The sequence below is a fragment of the Planctellipticum variicoloris genome, assembly GCF_030622045.1.
Taxonomy (GTDB): Bacteria; Planctomycetota; Planctomycetia; order Planctomycetales; family Planctomycetaceae; genus Planctellipticum; species Planctellipticum variicoloris.
In genome coordinates this window covers 4,130,885-4,148,629 of sequence record NZ_CP130886.1, presented here as the reverse complement: position 1 = coordinate 4,148,629, position 17,745 = coordinate 4,130,885, and the positions used below count along the sequence as shown (strand labels likewise).

Sequence of the window (17,745 nt, the reverse complement as noted above, 5' to 3'; positions counted from 1 at the left end):
GCGTCTCCTATTTCCTCGGCGCCGTCGACCCCGAGGGGTGACACGCCCAGAGTCTGCGATGGGCGTGGTCCTCAACTGGAAATCGTAAGAACTGTGCAGACACCGTAACGGATCGCTCTCAGGCCGTCACCCATGCTGCGCGACCGGCAGACGAAAACTGAACCATCCGTCCGGACTATTCGCCAAAATACCCGCAGTTCCGCAGGGTCTGCACGCTGGCGGTCACCCGCCGCTGCAGCTCCTCCAGCGACGGGTCGGGCTCTCCCGCCGTCCCCTGAATCTCGATGCACCAGGGACCCGCGAAACCGCCGACTATCGCGATCTCCCGCACCCGCGCGAAGTCCACCGCGCCGCCCGCCCCCAGCTCCGGAAAGGCGTACTCCTGATACCCGCCCGGCGTATCCTTCAGATGGATACTCCGGACAAAGGGCAGCACCTTCTGAAGTGCGGCGTACAGATCCAGATCCCGGTTATGGTACAGCACGTTGGCCGTATCGAAATTCAGCCGGACATGCGGGTGGTCGACGGCCTGCATCGTCTCCAGCATCCCCGCGGGATGCTGGCACAGTCCCGGGTGAGTTTCGCAGCAGTAGGTGATCCCCAGCTTTTCCGCAGCGTCTCCGATCCGTCGCAGGTGGACGTGGAGGATCGCCAGATCTTCCGGAGCATCGGACTTGCCGCCGTCTCCGACGCAGAGTCTGACTCCGAGCTGACTGGCCAGTTCGAGTTTCTGCCGAGTGATCTCGACGACCCTCGGATCGCGCGGATTCCCGCTCAAAATATTGCAACTGCTGATCTGCACGCCGTACCGCTCCAGCAATCGCCGGACGTGATCGATCTCGGCGCCGGTCGCTCCGGTCGACAGCAGCGGCGGATCCCCCGCGCGGGTGATGAACCCTTCGGTCCGCAGCGGCAATTCCACCCACTTCAGCCCGGCGCTGGCCAGACGCTCGATGGCGACCTCTGCGCCGAACCGGCCGTAGCAATTGGTGCAGAGCGATATGATGGGCGTCGCGGAAGAAATCACTCCGTCGTCCAGTTCCAGGCGTGCAGCGCCTCTTCATCCCGAACGTAGATCCGCGCGTTCGAGAGCGCCGGCAGGCCGCGCGTCGTCGAAGTGCCAACCCGCGCCCGCCCCAGTTCCTCGTATTTCGAGGTCTGCAGCTTCGCCACCCGCAGGCTGCCGTCGGTCACGAAAATCAGCAGCTTTCCGTCGGCGGCGATCAGGGTGGCGTAGGGCAGGTCCGGCGTTTCCCAGTGCACCTTCTGCGTCAGCGGATCGAAGCACTTGAGCGAAATCGGCCCGCCATCCTGCCGACCGTCGATGCCATACACGGCGCCATCCTGCCAGATCGGCGTCGTGTACTGACTCGACAGGATCTCGCTCTCCCACAGCGTCTTCGTCGAAGTCGGCGTCACCTGCAGCAGCTTCGCACCGATGCCGTAGCTGGCCGTCAGCAGCACGCGATCGCCATTGACGACCGGCGTGGCTCCATTCACCGTCGGCCCCCGCGCTCCGAACGGCGTCCGAAAGCGTTCCTCGCCCGTCGCCGGATCGAGACCCAGAAAGTTCAGCCGCGTGATCACCAGCGCCGTTGACTTGCCGGCGATCGTGGCCATTGCCGGCGCCGAGTAACTTCCCAGCTCCCGCCCCATCTTCCACTGCTCTTTGCCGGTCTTCAGGTCAAACGCGACCACCCCGGCCCCGCTGCGCTCTCCCCCGACATTGACGATGACGTGGTCTCCATCAACGAGCGGCGTCGTGCCGAAGCCGAAGTACCCCGTCGGAGACTGGTACTCCTTCTGCAGGTCGTGCTCCCAGAGCTTTTCTCCGCTCTCGAAGCTCATCGCTGCCAGCGTACCGGCGGCCCCCAGCACAATGACCGTTTGCCCGCTGATGACCGGTACGCAGCGCGGCCCGTCATCGGGAATAATCGACGGCTGAAAGCTCGCGGGAAACCGCTGTTCCCACTGCGGCTTGCCGGTCGCTGCATTCAGCGAAGAGACGATTTCGTCGTCTCCCCGACGATGAAACAGCACGACGGTCTGTCCCTGGACCGCGACGCCGGCCAGTCCCATTCCCGCCTTGAACGACCAGGCGGGTTTGAGCGACTTCGACGAAATCGAGCCCGGCAGCTTCTCACCGACCGCAATCCCGTTCCGGTTCGGCCCCAGAATCTGCGGCCAGTCTCCGGCTCCAGCGTTCATGGTCGACGCGAAACAGAGTGCGAAGCATGCCGAACAAAGCTGCCAATTCCGCATCGCAGCAATCCTTCAGGTAGGGCCGGTTCGGTTCGCGTAGGGTCCGCTGCGCGGACCGGTTCGTCCTACTTGCGATTCATCTGGTCCGCGCCGCGGACCCTACGATCTTTGAATTCGTCCCGACATTTTCCCGCTTCAGCCCAGCGAGCGTCCGATCTCGTAGATCGCCGCCGTATCGAGTTTCTGGTCGTTCGACTCGAACAGCTTCCGGATGGCCGCCGAGTGAATCTTCATCTTCGTCCCGCCGACGCCGATCGCACCATAGCAGATCACGTCGTGGCGTTCGGTCCCCTTGTCCATGATCTCGACCCCTTCGATCCCGACCGGCGGGACGGCATTCAGGTCGATCAGGACTTCCAGGCCCGCCAGCAGCCGCCAGGTCCCGGTCGGCAGCAATTCGACACCGGCGGCCCCCGCGGCAATCACCAGGTGGGCTCCCAGGCTGGCGGCCTGCGCCTCCGACGGCGATTCCACTTTCACCGGCTGCAGCAGCGTTGTGTCTACCGCGGCGGACAGCAGTTCCGCCGTCGATTTCGCCTTGTCGAGCGTCCGCGAAGCGAGGCGGACCGTCGCTCCTTCGGACAGCAGGAGTTGCGCCGCACGACAGCCGACCGGGCCGGTGCCGCCGAGGACGACGGCCGTCGTCTGCTTGAGATCCAGGTGCCTGGCCGCAGCCAGCACGGCCGCCGAAGCAGTGGTGTTGGACCCGTTCGAGTCCATCATCACCGAGACCTTCATCGGTCCGTAGAACGACTTGCGGACTTTTTTGAAGACCGCTTCCCCCGCCGCAACATTGCTGCCGCCGACGAAGATCGCGGTGTACTTCAGATCCGCCGGTTTCCGGGTGAAAATCGCCCCGTGGACGAGGCCTTCGACGTTCTCCGGCGTAACGCCCGAGTAACTGAAGATTTCGTCGACATCCGCGTCGACAGCCACCACGCGATCAAACACGCTGGGCTGCGGATCGGTGTCGAGCTGAATCAGAATCCGCTTCATCGGGACCACTCCCAACAGCACGAAGCCCACGGATCTGCATCCGTGGGCTTCCGAACTGACTTGCAGGGCCGGGCGTGCCGGCTGATTCAAACCGACAAGTTCACTTTCCTGCGAGACACGGCGTCCCGCGGCGATCGGCTCACGCGGTCTAACCCGTGCCGCTACGCGCCCGCCCGTCCGGCAGGACTAGTCGAGGCCGGAGAACGGGTGCTTGGCGGTGTCCTTCTTGGCGAGCATTTCGTCGACGCTCGGCTCGTTCTTCATGGCGCGGGCGATCGAGAGCTTCGTGGCTTCGTAGTTGTATTCGAAGATCTTCTTGTCGTCCTTGGCTTCCCAGTGAATGAAGACGCCGCAGACGATGACCAGCTTCTCCGCCTGGTCCTTGGGGATCACGCCGGCTTCGACCGAGTCGGCGACCGCCTTGGCGACGGCGAACTGAGCCGGGCCGAACATCTGGACGGCCTGCTTGGCCCCCTTGATGGTGACCTTGGTGATCATCACCGTAGCCGGCTTGACGGCCAGGTTCGGGGTCAGCACGGCGAGCAGATTGCTGTGGCCGGCCTTCTGGTCCGACAGGGCGTTGGCGAACGCGACGCCGACGGGACCGGTCTTGTCGCCGATCAGCAGGTCGATGTGAGCAATTTCATTTCCTTCGCCCACCAGGGCTTCACCGACGTAAAACGACATGCTGAAATCTCCCTCAAGGTGTTCTGCGACACGTTCCGGTCGGTGGCACCGCCGGCAGACAGTTCCTTCGCAAGCTGCAAAAATGAGCCCGCGCGCGGAAGCTTTGATAACACAGCCCCGATCCGTTTTCCAGCAACGCCTTGCAGGAAACGGGGATCCACCGCGAATCCTCATCGTCGGCGCCAGCACGCGCGCCGCCGCCGAATCGGTCCTCCGGGCCGGCGGGACGCCGGTCTGCGCCGATCTCTTTGCCGACGCCGATCTGCAGCAGATCGCCCGGATCGTCCCGATTCATCGCTTTCCGGACTCGTTGCCGGAAGACGTCGCGACGCTGCAGGTCGATGGCTGGTTCTACGCCGGAGGACTGGAAAACGCTCCCGCGACATTGGAACGTCTCGAACAGCTTCCGGGACTGGGAATTCCGCTGGGGTGCTCCAACGCATCGGTCCGCAGCGTTCGCGACCCCTGGTGCTTGAGCGACGCCCTGCAGTCGGCGGGATTTCCGGTTCTCGAATTGCATCGCGAAAGTGACGCCCCGCCCGCCGATGGCGCCTGGATTCGCAAGCCGCTCGCCGGGGCAGGGGGCCGCGGCGTGACCGTCTGGAACGCGGAGTCCACCGGGTTTCCGCTCGACGAGCCCCACTTCTTTCAACAGCGAGCCGCAGGGGACATCGCCTCGGCCGTATTCACTATTTCTTCATCGGGGGCGGCCGGCTGTCACGGCGTGTGTCAGCAGCTCATCGGAATCCACGCAGCTAGCGCTCCCCACCCGTTCGCCTGGTGCGGCGGAATTGCCCCGCGGCCGATTTCCTCCGAATTGTCCGCCCGGCTTGCCGATTTGGGAGGTCTCCTCGCCGGGAAATTCGGCCTGCGGGGGCTATTTGGCGTGGACCTGGCACTTGATCGAGACACGTTCCGCGTCCTGGAAGTGAATCCCCGCTATCCCGCGTCGGCGGAGCTGTTTGAACTCGCCCATCGGACGTCTTTGCTTCCACCGATTACGGACGGAGACGAATTGTCTGCAATCAATTCGCCGGTTTCCCGGCGCTGCGTCGGTAAGCTGGTTCTCTATACGCCGTATGACGTTGTCGCACCCGACTGGTCGGCCTGGGCGCGCCGACGTTCTCCGTGGAGCGCGGTCCCGATTCGCGACATTCCCGTTCCGGGCTCCGCGATTCCCGCCCGCCAGCCGGTCTGTTCCCTGCTGGCCACGGGGAGGGATGGGGAGTCGTGTCAGCGTCGACTGCTGGCGCGTGCCCGCCGCTGGATGCATCGGCTGACAGCCGCGAACTTTGCGGAAACGGGAACGGTTCCGCAGACCGCACCTTTTCTTGATCCATTCTGAGGATCGGGCTACACTCAGCCCGCCCGCGTGGGGGCAGGAACCGGAAGGACTGACAGGAGCGAGAGTTCAGGCAATGTCGAAGGCCAACGATATTCGCATCAAGGACGCGGTTTGCACCTTTGAACCGGTCCCCTTCCGCACCCCCCTCAAATTCGGCGGTCGCATCATGGACCGCAGCATCCTCATCAACGTCGATGTCGTCGTCGAAAGCCGTGACGGCAAGCGGACGGCGACCGGCGCGGGGAGCATGCCGCTCGGCAACATCTGGGCCTGGCCTTCCGCCGCAGTCTCCGCGGAGGACTCCGAAGCCGCGATGAAAGAGTTCGCCGAGGAAGTCGTTTCGCTGGCCAGCGTCTGCAAAGAGCTGGGCCACCCGATCGACGTCGCTTATCACCTCTCCGCGGAATACGAACATCTCGGCAAGACGATCTCGCAGCGGATGAAGCTCGCCGAGCCGATGACCGCGCTCGCCGAACTGGTCGCCGCCAGCCCGTTCGACGCCGCCCTGCACGACGCCTACGGCCGGCTGCACAATATCAGCAGCTACGACACGCTGACCTCGAAATACATGAACTACGATCTTTCCGAGTATCTCGACGAGCAGTTCGCCGGCGAGTACCTCGATCAATACACCCTCCGCGAACCCAAAGCCCGGATGCCCCTGTATCACCTGGTCGGGGCGATCGATCCCCTGAGCCCCGGCGACGTGAGCAAGCCGGTCGGCGACGGACTCCCCGAACATCTCGCCGAGTGGATCGCCTACAACGGCCTGACCCACCTGAAGATCAAGCTGGCCGGCGACGACTTCGACTGGGACGTCAACCGCGTCCTGGCGGTCGACGCGATTGCCTCGGAGGCTCAGAAAGCCCGCGGCTGCAGCCAGTGGTTTTATTCGCTCGACTTCAACGAAAAGTGCTCCGGAGCCCAGTACGTCGTCGATTTCCTGAAGACGATCCGCGACCGCAACCCGGCCGCCTACGATCGCATCCAGTACATCGAACAGCCGACGCACCGCAATCTGAAGGACCACCCCGAGCACAAGATGCACGAGGCGGCGGCCCTCAAGCCGGTCGTCATCGACGAGTCGCTGGTCGACTACGATTCGCTGCTCCTCTGCCGCGAAATGGGCTACACGGGCGTGGCCTTGAAGGCCTGCAAGGGGCACACCGAAGCCCTGCTGATGGGGGCCGCGGCCCAGAAATTCGGCATGTTCCTCTGCGTGCAGGACCTGACCTGCTCGGGCCTGAGCTTCCTGCACTCGGCGTCGCTCGCGGCCCGCATCCCCGGCATTGCAGCCATCGAAGGAAACGGCCGGCAATACTGCCCCGCCGCCAACAAGCCCTGGGCCAAGCTCTTCCCCCCGATGTTCGACATCAAGGACGGGACAGTCGGGACGGGGGTGTTGAATGGGCCGGGATTGGGATTCTGATTGCTTGTCAGTCGTCCTTGGTCCGTTGTCAGTGGTAGGGCCGGCTGTGCCGGCCGCCGCGTAGGGCCGGGCGCGCCCGGCCGATTCGGGCGCCGTCACTTGGTCGCTGATGGCCTGAGGCCTTGGGAAGCGTTCGACGTGTTTTCGCCCCGGATGGGGCGAAGGGCTGTCGCCACGGGTGAAACGGAGTCCGCCGACAGGCGGGCGGAGTGAAACCCGTGGAACACGACGCGTCTGGGGCAACCGCCCTGAAGGGGCGGCGGAAGTGAGGATTCTCAGGGACGACGGTTGCAGGGCCTCCGTCGCCCCGTCCGGGGCTGCCGGCGTTGCGCGATGCAACGATCCACGGGTTGCGCGACGGTCGGCTTCGCCGCCGCGTCGCTTCACCCGTGGCGACAATCCTGCGCCCCTGCCGGGGCGAAGAGCCGTCCTTGCACAGCAGCGGACCCCTCGTCAGCGATCCCGCCAAGCCGATTGCCACGCCTCAATCAATCCTTGACCCGCAGCGCAGCGCGCGATAGCAGAGACGATTCCGTTTCACCCTGAATTGCTTCCGCTATCGACGAAAGTGCTGCCATGCGCTGCCTGCTGGCTCTCGGTCTGCTTGCCGTTCTCTGCCCGACGCTTGCGGCTCAGGCCCCGCCCCGGTTGATTGTCCGCGGCGACGACATGGGGGCGGCCCATTCGGTCAACGAGGCGATCCTCAAGTGCCACAAGGAAGGGATTCAGACTGCGATCGAGGTGATCGTGCCGTCGCCGTGGTTTCCGGAGGCGGTGCAGATGCTGCAGACGCTGCCCGAGGCGGACGTCGGCGTGCACCTGACGCTCAGCAGCGAGTGGGACAACGTCAAATGGCGACCGCTGAGACCCTGCCCGAGCCTGCGGGATGCGGACGGCTACTTCTATCCGATGATCCGCCCGAACAGAAATTATCCCGGCCGGTCGCTCGCCGAGCAGAAATGGCGGATGGAAGAGGTCGAGCAGGAATTCCGGGCGCAGATCGAGCTGGCGAAGAGGCACATTCCGCAGCTCAGCCACCTGTCGGGGCATATGGGCTGCTCGGGGATCGACGAGTCGGTGCGCAAGCTGGTGAAGGGTCTGGCGGTCGAATACCGGCTGGACATCGACCCGGCCGAGCGGGGGGTGAAAAACGTCAGCTACCGCGGCCCGCACGTCACGCCAGAGGAAAAGCGGACGGCGATCCTGAAGCTGCTCGACAGCCTGGAGCCGGGCCAGACCTACCTGTTCGTGGAGCACCCGGGCCTGGACACGCCGGAGCTGCGGGCGATCCATCACATCGGCTACGAAAACGTGGCGGCCGACCGCCAGGGAGTGACGGACGCTTGGACGAGTCCGGAGATCAAAGCGGCGATCAAGGCGAAGGGGATTGAGCTGGTGGGGTATCGGGAGGTGCGGTAGGGGAGGCGTCATTCGATCGTTGCACGAACGACGGCATTAGACTGTGAAACAACGATCACGAAAATGAGCAACATCGAAACTAAATAGCAGGCAGCCGACGCGATTGCGGCCCGTGGCTGCTGCTTGGAACGCAAATGGTACTCAACGTGTGCAGCTCGCTCGATCACTCCGAGGTCACGCCACTGGTCTCTCTTCTCCTCGACGATTTGTTCTTTTTCGCCGCTAAGTTTCAGCCACGGCTCATTCTTAAGATTGAGGCCCGAGATGTAGCTCTCTGCTTGTTTTAAAGCGAGTTCTGTCGGATGGCTTGCGTAGTCTCTCTTGCGTTGCAGAGCAAAGGCTTCAAAGCTCGCCTGCCGAATCTCTTCAGGGCAAAATACTTGGTACAAAAGGTGGCCAATCACTGCGAATAACGCTGCGAAGAATGCCAGAGCCCATGTAAGCGGAAGTGATTTGCGGTTAATCGTCTGGTGCACCAGGCTTGACCGGAGCATGTCAACGTGGCGCTGCAGATCTAACATCAGCTCATCGCTTGCCTGCCTCAAATGTGAGCGGGAGCGTGTGTTCGTCAGGCTGTTCTGTTCTGAAGCGTCCGAGGCGATTTGCGAGTCCCTCAACTGCCCCGCCAGTTTCTCCGACGCGAGATCCAGCGCATGCGTTGCATCTACGACGGCCTCATTGTACCGGTTGATGCCAGCGCGAACGGCAGGCCAAACTCCAGCAAGAATCGGGACGAAGAGCAACGTGAAGTACGATGCACGCGTCAAGATCTGAAGCTCGCCGAGCACGCGAACTGTCTTCCAGCCGGCCCAGAATTGTGCATACTTTGCACGAATCCACGTGCTTCCAGGAACCCAGAAGTTCAGGTTTGGCACGGTATGTTTCCATCGCTGCTTAGTCCCAGCACGATTCGCAACCGCTCATTGACCTGTTGCATCGTTGTGTCGGAGAGAGACCCGATGACACGGGCGACATCGTCCTGGCTGATTGTGTAGATGTTCGAGCAGATGACTGCCGAGGGATGACGCAGGCCCGATGCCGTCCAGTCGGAATGTCGTTGATCGATCAGAAGCTGCGTGTCCTCGCCGGCACGCCGGACATTGCTGGAAATCTGCGCGACGACCGTGTTCGTCAGCCGACGATTGTCACGGTCGTTTTGCACGACCAGAGCGGGCCGGACTCCAGCGCGCGGATTGACCGGCCGAAAGTCGACGACGACCAGATCACCGCGGTTCAGCGAGGTACTCAAGGTACTGCTCCGGTGACTCGTCGGTCTCGTCGAGAACCTTCAGCACCGCCGGGTATGTCTCCCGGGCGTCGAATTCCGCTCCGGGCTCAAGAGCGGCTCTGACGCGATCGTAGACGTCTTCCCGGAGCACGACGCAGCGCTCGCCGAGTTCCGGCAGCGTCACGGTGACGGGGCGGCCATCTTTGAGGGCGGTGATCTGGGCGGCGGTGAGTTCCATGCTTCCTCCGGTCACATTATGCCGGGATGTGGGGCAGTGGACAAGAGGGAGGTGGCGTCGCCGCTTGGGCTGCAATGTGGTGGGGAAGGCCAATGGCTGTTGAAGGTCCAACGGCGGCCTCTTGCGGCTACGCCGCCCGGCCTGTGGCCGGGCCACCCGATGATGATCAGGGGGCCGGTCTCTCACTTTCCCAGCACGAGCTTCGCTTCGAGTTCGCGCAGCATCTTGAACGTATCGAGATACTCGACGCCGAATTGTACGCAGAGGTTTGGGATGCGGACCTGTTTCTTGATCTGAGGGGCAAGTTCTTCATGAGTGACTACCGCCAGCCCGTTGGCGGCGGCATAGGCGACAAGCCAGCCGTCGGCAGCGCCGGCGAACTCGGATTTGGCGTCCTGAGTGAAGCTCGGGTGAGCCTGCACCCAGTTCATCATTTTTCGAAATGCCGCGAGAACCGCGGCGTCCGCCGTTCCTTTGAAGAATCCGTCGAGAGGCTGCTTGTCCTTGACCCATTTCTTCAACTCGTCGCCATCCTGGCCGGCGGCGATCTCGTCGCGGACTTTGTCGATGCTGCAAACGGTCCGCGCGGAGTGCTGCCTGACCAGCAGGTCCCAGAAGCCGGGGCAGATGTCGAAGGCATAGTGCCGGCGATGGGCCTGGATGAAGACGTTCGCGTCGAGGACGTACTGCTTACGGTCGGGCATGCTGCAGCACCCTCTGAGTGAGCTGGTCCGCGTATTTCTCGAACGTCTCGCCCTTCAGGTCCGTGAGCTGGTAGGCATCCCGATAGAGCAGCCGCCCTTCGCGGGCCGCTCGCACGACCGCGTACGCGAAGCGCGGCCCCAGCCGGCTGTCCTGCGTCTGGTAGAAATTACCGCCCGATTTCCCCTTGGCTTTGTCCTGCTCCTGGCGGCGGCGCCACTCCGCCTGATCGCGTTCATAGAAGGTGAAGAACTGCTTCCGCGAAATCAGCTCCAGATCCAGCGCCCGCCGGGCGACGACAACCGGACTCACTTTGAACACGCGGGCCAGGGACGCGAACGGGTTTTCCTGCGACTTCACCGTGGGCCAGCGCTCCGTCAGTTTGCGGCCGATGACCAGAAACTCCGAGGCCACCTGATTGCAGAACCGTTCGGTCGGGCTGTCGTGCGGCAGCAGGTTGACGAGATTGAAGAGTCCCCCTGAGCCCAGCCAAAGGTGGATCAACTCGTGCGTCAGTGTGAACATCTGGGCCGATCGGGAGTCCTTGCCGTTGACGAAGATCAGCGGCGCATAGTCGTCGCAGAGCACGAAGCCGCGAAACTCCTGAGGATCGAGCGGTCGGTGATTGTTGAGGCCCACCACTCCGGATATCGAGATCAGGATTCCGAGGTTCTCCGCGGCCTGTCGCAACCTGCGGAGAGCTTCCTCCCATGTCGACAATTGCTCGGCCCAGTCTTCCGACAGTCCGAGTTGCTCCCGAATGGTCTTTGCGAGCGCGACCACGTTGCGCGAACGTTTCGCGCTGCCGACGAATGGCAGAGCGGGCTGACCATCCTCGATGACGGATTCCCGCATCCAAGCCTGGCGACGCTGCATGACCTGGATCGTTTCGATCAGATTGGGACTCGGTCGCGCAATTGGCGAATCGCCCACGGTCCGGAAGTCGGGGATCGGCAACGTTTCGACTGGCGGCTGTTCCAGGAAGAGATAGCCGAGCGGAGTCAGCGTCTTACGGGCGAAGTCTTCCAGTTGGCGAAACGTCGGCTGCCGCTCACCCGATTCCCATTGCTGCAACTTGGGAAACGCTTGCGCAAGGTCTTCGGGAGCGAGTCGACTGCGGTCGACGGCCCAGCGGAGCAGGTCAGGTTTGACGGCGACGGTTTCAGTCATAAAGCGAACGGTTTCGCGGTTGAATACGATTCAAGGGGGCTTACCGGTTTCTGCCCGTGAGGCCCGACTCGCGAATGTGATGGCGAGTGGTGTCTCAGACGTCTGGCTGTTTGTCCATACTGGCTTCTTTCGATCGCGTCTGCCAGTGATTTCGCGAAATCAGAGCTACCCGGCAGGCCTTCGACTCTGCGCCGCCCGGCCTGCGGCCGGGCCACCCGATTCTGAAAAGCTGCCGGGCGCGCCCGGCCCTACGCTCGTGGCTCGATTCCTGTTCCGGGGAGGCTGAATCTGGCGTATTGTTGGGCGGTCTTGTGCTTCCATTATCCAGGGTGTGATCCATGTTGAATTCTTCTGATGCACCGTTTCTGCAGGCGGCGATTGCGGAGGCCCGGATCGGGCTGGCCGAGGGGGGCATCCCGATTGGGTCGGTGCTGGTCATTGACGGGCAGATTGTCGGGCGGGGGCATAATCGACGGGTGCAGCGGGGGAGTGCGATTCTGCATGCCGAGATGGATGCCGTGGAGAACGCCGGGCGGCTGACGGCGGGGGACTATCGGCGGGCGGTCCTCTACTCGACCCTCTCGCCGTGCGACATGTGTTCGGGGATGTCGCTGCTGTATCGGATTCCGCGGATCGTGATCGGCGAGAACCGGACGTTTCGGGGGCCGGAGGAATACGTCCGGTCGCGGGGGGTGGCGGTGGAAGTCGTCGATGATGGGGAGTGCGTGCGGTTGATGGAGGAGTTTATCCGGGCGCAGCCGGAGCTTTGGAATGAAGATATCGGGGTGTGAAGGGGCGGGACCGGCGGTGGGGGCGGGGAAAGAAGACAGTGCAAAATGAAAAGTGAAAAATGCAAAGTGCAAAATGGAAGAAGGGTGCGCGCAGGCTGACGCCTGGCGCGGCATTGAGAATGTCGCGGTTCGGTTCAAACTCGATTCGCCGGGTCCAGGACGGACTGGGGCAGAGTGTTGAGTTCTGCCCCAGCCCTGGAGCTGGCATGTGATCAGGAACGGGCTTTCGCCCGCGATCAGCTATCGGAAACTCGACGTCGAGGTTGTGCGCACGTGAGGTGCGCTCCCCGGTCCCTGCCGTTTGGCAGAGCCGTCAAGCGGGCCCTGATCAGGCCCGGGTCGAGGGTTCGGCTCTCAGAGCGCCGGCGGTCGCCCGCCGACGTGGTACCATTTGCACCGAACCGCTCGACCAGAGGACACGCTCACACTGGTACGGGCGTTGTGCAAGAGCAGATTCGGGGAAAATTCTGAAATTGCGGAAGATTTCTCGCGGAGGGAAGGTGAGCGAATAGCGAGTAGGGAATAGCGAATAGCCAGACGAGAAGCTCGCGCCCAGGGCTTACGCCGCTGGGCTTACATGAGATCGCCCCTGACGGGGTTCTTTGAGACCGGCGGCGTAACGATCCTGTTCCGGCGATAAGCGATCAGCGATTCGCGATCAGCCCTCTTCCTCTGGCTACTCCCTATTCGCTATTCCCTATTCGCCCTTCTTGAACAGATCCAGGAACCGGTCCTCGTAGTCGGCGAAGACGTCGAGGCGGTCGAGGAGCTGCTTCAGAACATAGGCTTTCGAACGGTCTTTGTCGGCCTCGGCGAAGAGGGCTTCGACGCGCTGTTCGTCGGACGGGGAGAGCTTGGGTTCCGGTTCCGCTTCGGGTTCCGGGGCGGTGATTTCTGATTCTTCCTCCTCGTCGCTTTCGTCCTCGCCGGCTTCCTGCTGGGCTTCTTCGACTTTGGCGAGGACTTCGCCGAGCTTCTCGCCGAACTCGTGGGCCTGTTCCTGCATTTCGGCCAGGTCGAGCGGGATGCCGGTCAGGCCGGAGAAGACTTTCAGGACGGCGACCGAACCGCCGGGGAAGGGGAGCTGCGAGAAGATGTGGGGGATCTCGCCGAGCAGGCAGGCCCCGTGGAGACCGGCGGCGGCGGCTTCGCCGAGCAGGACGCCGTTGAGGCCGCCAATGTGGCCTTCTTCGAGGACTTCGACGGGCTGGTCGAGCAGTTCGCTGAGGGTGGGCTGATCGGTGGCGGCGACGAAGACGCGGGAGTGATGCTGGGGGTGCATCTGCGTCGCCATCGAGGCGAACGTGAAGATCCGTTCGATGCCGAGCGTCTGGGCAAATTCGGTCAGGCTGCGGCAGAAGCTTCGTTTGCCGGCGGGGGGCTGGGCTTCGCCGATGAAGAGGACCAGGTCCCGTTTTTCGGCGGGGTCGCGCCAGACGAACAGGCGGCTGCGGGGGAGGCGGGCCGGGCGGATGACGCCCTGTTCGACGTCGACGTGCTCGATGTCGAACAGCTCGCGGGGGGAGAACTCGGCGAAGACGCGCATATCGAGCTTCGCCGCGAGGTAGAAGCCGGCGTTGATGGCGACGTGCCCCATCCCCGGCCAGACGGCGATCATCCAGGGGTGATGGAGCTTGACGTCTTCGCGAAATTCGAGGGACTGATTCATGGAGTGGCCGAAAGCTGAAGGCGGAAAGCGGAAAGCCAGAATACGAGCGTCGAGAGTTGGGCGTTGAGAGTCAAGAGAGCGGGGTTCGCCGGGACAGCGCTGTGCGTCTGTGCGGACGGGTTGTGCGGGGGCCGGATGCGGCGCTGAATGGATCTATCGCGAGACGCGAAATGGGCGTATCCTCGGGGTGAAGTCCGTTGTGAAGAACCTGTGAAGAACCCGAAATCGAGGCAGCCCCGAGCAAGGCGACCCGAGAGTTGAAGGTTGCCAGGCGGGGCGTGGAGGAGTGCGACATGCCTGGAGAACTGCGGATCGACTTCAAGAATCTGGACCGCAGCGAGGCGGTTGAGGCGGATATCAAGCGCTACGCCGACAAGCTGGACGAGTTCTGCAACCGGATTATCGGTTGCAACGTGGTGGTGGAGCGGCCGCATGCGCACCACCGGAACGGCCGGCTGTATCAGGTGCGAATCGATCTGACGTTGCCGGGGCATGAGCTGGTGGTGAATCGGCATTCGGATCAGGCCCATCAGCACGAGGACGTGCATGTGGCGGTGCGCGATTCCTTCAGCGCGATGCGGCGGCAGGTGGAAGACGCGATCCGGAAGGATCACGGCCACGTGAAGACGCACGCGGAGCCGGCCCGGGCGCGCGTCAATCAGATTTTTCCGCTGGAGGACTACGGGTTCCTGATCACGCCCGACGGCCGCGAGGTGTATTTCCATCGCAACGCGGTGCTGAACGGCGGCTTCGAGAAGATCGACGTCGGTTCGGAGGTGGAATTCGCGGAGACGACCGGGGACCGCGGCCCGCAGGCGAGCACAGTGCGGGTGGTGAAGCCGTAGCGGAGCGGAGGAGGCGAAGAGAGGGCTTATCGCTGATCGTGCATCGCTGATCGCCAGAAAATGACGATACGCCGTCTTCTCTGGCGATCGGCGACAAGCGACCTGCGATAAGCCTCTTAAATCTGGCTTTCCGCCCACGGCTACCAGCGTTGCGCGCGGTGCTGCTGATAGGCCTGGATGTTCATAATCGTGAGGAAGATGAACCACATGCCGAAGCCGCCGCCGGTGAGGGTGTAGGAGGCATACGAAAGGAGGCCGCCGACGATGATGCTGACGATCAGCGCGGCGGCGAGCGGGTCGCGCAGTCCGAACAGTTCGAAGAGGCCCTGCAGGATGTGGCCGCCGTCGAGCGGGAGGACGGGCATCAGGTTGAGGATCGGCCAGACGATGTTGATGAACCACAGGTAGTGCATGGCGGCGCGGACATAGATCTGGTCGCCGAACTCCGTCTGCGCCAGTCCGAGTTCGGTCGCGAACAGGAGCGGCAGGAGGCAGAACTGCGCGGCGGGGCCGGCGACGGAGACGAAGATGTCTTTCGTCGGCGTCCGATTGTGCCAGCGTTCGCTGAAGGCGAGGCCGCCGAACAGGTAGAGGACGATTTCGCTGCGCCAGCCGAAGGCTTCGGCGGTGAGCGCATGGCCGAGCTCGTGAATCAGGATCGAGACGAAGACGCAGACCGTGCAGATCAGCGTCATCTGGGGCATGTCGGGATCCCAGCCGAGGATCAGCCCGAGGAGCCAGAACGAGGGGTGGACGCGGACGGGGATGCGGAAGACGTGCATCCGGAGGTCGAAGGGGGTGGGCTCGGTGAGCATGGCTGCTGGTGTTTCGTGCGGGGAGCGAACGGACGGGGCTGAACGGACTGTAGCCGACGGTTCGCGGGGAGACAACCGGTCGTGCAGGCCGCGTAGAATTCGCGTCTGGCGCCTGAACTCCGTCGTGGTGAAGTCAAAAGACACGCCCTTCGCGGACTCAGGGGCGTGCCACCCCAACTGAGCAGGTCCGGTTGAGATTTTGAATTTCGTGCTTGTTTTGGATTTCGAGTTTGGGATTTCGGATTTTCTCCCGGGGGCACGGGTCCGCAAACTTGTCGGGGGAAGGGGATTTCGCGGGTTGCGGAGGCCGGTGCGCAATTGACCCCTTGCGGGAACCCGCTACGATGTGGGGCGTTGGCCTGCGGGCCGCCCAAGCTCGGTGCGCGCCTCGGCGTTGCACGGTGCGGGGCTACCCCGCGCTCGCTTGATTGTGCTGCATTCGCGATGTGAAGCGTCGCGACGGTCGACATGACCGTCGTCAACGCTTCGCCACGGGAACCGTTGTGCGGCCCGCAGGCCACCTTTTTCGATCACGTCTCCAACGTCCGCTCTGCAGTTCTCAGTCCGCCGCGCAGCTTTGGAAAGCGTTTGCATGGGCTTGTTTGACTGGCTGTGGCGGTGGATGGGCTGGCTGCCTCACGACGACGATCCGTATTCCGACAGCGTCACGTCGCCGCGTCGTGCGGACTCACCACCAGCGGCCGCTGGCGTCGTTCCTGCAAAGTCGCGGTCTCCGGTCCGGCTGGTTCGCATGAGACGCCGGGCGGTGATCGAGCGCTCGCCGGTGATCGAGACCCGCGGCAAGCCGCCGTATCGGTTTGCCCGGCTGGGGTCGCGGACAGGACATTATCTCGATCTGTCTCAGGATGGAGACGAGGAGCATCTGCGGGCGCAGCAACTTCCCGTGCTGACGACGCCGAATGATATAGCCGCGTGGGTCGGCCAGCCGGTGGGCCGGCTGGCCTGGTTGGTGCACCGGTTCACGGGGGGGCGTCCGCGGGGTCAGAAGCAGGCTCACTACTGGTTTCGCTGGATGCGGAAGAAGAGCGGCGGCTGGCGGCTGATCGAAGCGCCCAAGCCCGATCTGAAAGCGGTTCAGGTCAAGATTCTGACCGAGATTCTCGACCGCTGCCCGCCGCACAATGCCGCTCACGGATTTGTCGCGGGACGATCGATCGTCTCCAACGCAGCGCCGCATACCGGTCAGGCGGTCGTAGTGCGGTTCGATCTGGAGAACTTCTATCCCGCAGTTAGTTTTTCGCGGGTGGTGGCGATCTTCCGCAGCATTGGTTACTCGCGCGAGGCGGCGATCTGGCTGGGCCGGCTGACGACATCGGCGGCGCCGGGCGACATGATCCTGCCCGAGGGAGATGCCGGGGCCGTGATGCCGTATCTGCGGGCGCATCTGCCGCAGGGGGCGCCGACGTCTCCCGCACTGGCGAATCTGTCGGCGTTCGTACTCGACCTGCGGCTGGCGGGGTTGAGCCGGACGTTCGGGGCGAACTACACCCGCTATGCGGACGATTTGACGTTCTCGGGCGACGCGAAGTTCCGCAGCAGCCTGCGAGTCTTTCTGCCGCTGGTGAACCAGATTATTCGCGAAGAGCGTTTCCGGGTTCATCGCAAGAAACGGCGAATTCTCCGACCGCATCAGCAGCAACGGGTGACCGGCGTCGTCGTGAATGTGAAGCCGAATCAGTCGCGGTCCGAGTTCGACCGGCTGAAGGCGATCTTGCATAACTGCGTGAAGCTGGGGCCGTCTTCGCAGAATCACGATGGCGCTGCGGACTTCGCTGGCCATCTGCGGGGGCGGATCGCGCATGCGTGTCTGTTGAATCGCAGCCGGGGCGAAAAGCTGCTGGCGGTGTATCGGCAGATTGACTGGACGCGCTGACGCCAGCGGCGGTATTCAGGCCGTTTCGGGAGGCCGGGGCTGGACCGCAGGGAAGCCCCGGTCTTCTGGCGAAACCTCGTTGGAACACCGGGGCATCGCGAAGACGCTCCTGCCCCGGTCACCCGATGCCTGGAACCGGCCAGCCGTCGCTCTTCCCCGAACAATCCCGCCTGGCCGGACTCCGTTCAACCTTCGCGGGGCGGACTTTCGATACAGGAGGTACTGGCGGCGGAATGGAAGGGTTGCTGGCTGGCC

17 protein-coding genes are annotated in these 17,745 nt (G+C 63.4%); 6 read left to right on the top strand and 11 right to left on the bottom strand.

Annotated elements, in window-relative coordinates:
- Nucleotides 1-175 precede the first annotated feature (175 nt).
- From SH412_RS16140 to fae, 4 genes are all read right to left on the bottom strand, one after another.
- Complete coding sequence (locus SH412_RS16140) at nucleotides 176-1,027, bottom strand: sugar phosphate isomerase/epimerase family protein (RefSeq protein WP_336519046.1); 852 nt, start codon at nucleotides 1,025-1,027, stop codon at nucleotides 176-178.
- The gene (locus SH412_RS16135; RefSeq protein WP_336519045.1) at nucleotides 1,024-2,208 is read right to left on the bottom strand and encodes a PQQ-binding-like beta-propeller repeat protein; all 1,185 of its coding nucleotides are present in this window, start codon (nucleotides 2,206-2,208) and stop codon (nucleotides 1,024-1,026) included. The genes SH412_RS16140 and SH412_RS16135 overlap by 4 nt, the downstream gene beginning before the upstream one ends.
- A gap of 189 nt (nucleotides 2,209-2,397) precedes the next feature.
- On the bottom strand, nucleotides 2,398-3,258 hold the full coding sequence (locus SH412_RS16130) for an NADP-dependent methylenetetrahydromethanopterin/methylenetetrahydrofolate dehydrogenase (RefSeq protein WP_336519044.1): 861 nt from the start codon (nucleotides 3,256-3,258) through the stop codon (nucleotides 2,398-2,400).
- 186 nt (nucleotides 3,259-3,444) lie between these two features.
- On the bottom strand, nucleotides 3,445-3,945 hold the full coding sequence (gene fae, locus SH412_RS16125) for a formaldehyde-activating enzyme (RefSeq protein WP_336519043.1): 501 nt from the start codon (nucleotides 3,943-3,945) through the stop codon (nucleotides 3,445-3,447).
- An 82-nt stretch (nucleotides 3,946-4,027) separates the two neighbouring features.
- On the opposite strand from fae, the gene SH412_RS16120 reads away from it, so the two are divergent.
- From SH412_RS16120 to SH412_RS16110, 3 genes are all read left to right on the top strand, one after another.
- Nucleotides 4,028-5,290, top strand: coding sequence for an ATP-grasp domain-containing protein (locus tag SH412_RS16120; RefSeq protein WP_336519042.1), 1,263 nt, complete (start codon nucleotides 4,028-4,030; stop codon nucleotides 5,288-5,290).
- A 73-nt stretch (nucleotides 5,291-5,363) separates the two neighbouring features.
- Complete coding sequence (locus tag SH412_RS16115; protein ID WP_336519041.1) at nucleotides 5,364-6,719, top strand: mandelate racemase/muconate lactonizing enzyme family protein; 1,356 nt, start codon at nucleotides 5,364-5,366, stop codon at nucleotides 6,717-6,719.
- A gap of 576 nt (nucleotides 6,720-7,295) precedes the next feature.
- Nucleotides 7,296-8,138, top strand: coding sequence for a polysaccharide deacetylase family protein (locus tag SH412_RS16110; RefSeq protein ID WP_336519040.1), 843 nt, complete (start codon nucleotides 7,296-7,298; stop codon nucleotides 8,136-8,138).
- Nucleotides 8,139-8,146: 8 nt separating this feature from the next.
- Here the strand turns inward: SH412_RS16110 and SH412_RS16105 are convergent, their stop codons facing one another.
- The 5 genes from SH412_RS16105 to SH412_RS16085 form a co-directional block, all read right to left on the bottom strand.
- Nucleotides 8,147-9,013, bottom strand: coding sequence for a hypothetical protein (locus tag SH412_RS16105; RefSeq protein ID WP_336519039.1), 867 nt, complete (start codon nucleotides 9,011-9,013; stop codon nucleotides 8,147-8,149).
- Nucleotides 9,001-9,387, bottom strand: coding sequence for a type II toxin-antitoxin system PemK/MazF family toxin (locus tag SH412_RS16100; RefSeq protein WP_336519038.1), 387 nt, complete (start codon nucleotides 9,385-9,387; stop codon nucleotides 9,001-9,003). Before SH412_RS16100 ends, SH412_RS16105 begins: the two co-directional genes overlap by 13 nt.
- A complete protein-coding gene (locus SH412_RS16095) occupies nucleotides 9,362-9,604 on the bottom strand; it encodes a hypothetical protein (RefSeq protein ID WP_336519037.1) in 243 nt (80 codons plus the stop codon). Before SH412_RS16095 ends, SH412_RS16100 begins: the two co-directional genes overlap by 26 nt.
- Nucleotides 9,605-9,786: 182 nt before the next feature.
- Nucleotides 9,787-10,308 carry a DUF4411 family protein gene (locus SH412_RS16090; RefSeq protein ID WP_336519036.1) on the bottom strand — a complete coding sequence of 174 codons (522 nt, stop codon included), beginning with the start codon at nucleotides 10,306-10,308 and terminating at the stop codon, nucleotides 9,787-9,789.
- Nucleotides 10,295-11,476, bottom strand: a complete 1,182-nt coding sequence (locus SH412_RS16085) for an ImmA/IrrE family metallo-endopeptidase (protein WP_336519035.1) — start codon at nucleotides 11,474-11,476, stop codon at nucleotides 10,295-10,297. Before SH412_RS16085 ends, SH412_RS16090 begins: the two co-directional genes overlap by 14 nt.
- Before the next feature lie 338 nt (nucleotides 11,477-11,814).
- Between SH412_RS16085 and SH412_RS16080 the strand changes: the two genes are divergently transcribed.
- A complete protein-coding gene (locus tag SH412_RS16080; protein WP_336519034.1) occupies nucleotides 11,815-12,267 on the top strand; it encodes a nucleoside deaminase in 453 nt (150 codons plus the stop codon).
- A gap of 697 nt (nucleotides 12,268-12,964) precedes the next feature.
- Here the strand turns inward: SH412_RS16080 and SH412_RS16075 are convergent.
- Complete coding sequence (locus tag SH412_RS16075; protein WP_336519033.1) at nucleotides 12,965-13,936, bottom strand: PAC2 family protein; 972 nt, start codon at nucleotides 13,934-13,936, stop codon at nucleotides 12,965-12,967.
- Nucleotides 13,937-14,229: 293 nt separating this feature from the next.
- On the opposite strand from SH412_RS16075, the gene SH412_RS16070 reads away from it, so the two are divergent.
- Nucleotides 14,230-14,781 carry an HPF/RaiA family ribosome-associated protein gene (locus SH412_RS16070; RefSeq protein WP_336519032.1) on the top strand — a complete coding sequence of 184 codons (552 nt, stop codon included), beginning with the start codon at nucleotides 14,230-14,232 and terminating at the stop codon, nucleotides 14,779-14,781.
- Between the two features lie 140 nt (nucleotides 14,782-14,921).
- On the opposite strand, the gene SH412_RS16065 is transcribed toward SH412_RS16070, so the two are convergent.
- A complete protein-coding gene (locus tag SH412_RS16065) occupies nucleotides 14,922-15,596 on the bottom strand; it encodes a site-2 protease family protein (protein WP_336519031.1) in 675 nt (224 codons plus the stop codon).
- A gap of 592 nt (nucleotides 15,597-16,188) precedes the next feature.
- Here SH412_RS16065 and SH412_RS16060 point away from each other — a divergent pair.
- The gene (locus SH412_RS16060) at nucleotides 16,189-17,490 is read left to right on the top strand and encodes a reverse transcriptase family protein (protein WP_336519030.1); all 1,302 of its coding nucleotides are present in this window, start codon (nucleotides 16,189-16,191) and stop codon (nucleotides 17,488-17,490) included.
- Nucleotides 17,491-17,745: the final 255 nt, after the last annotated feature.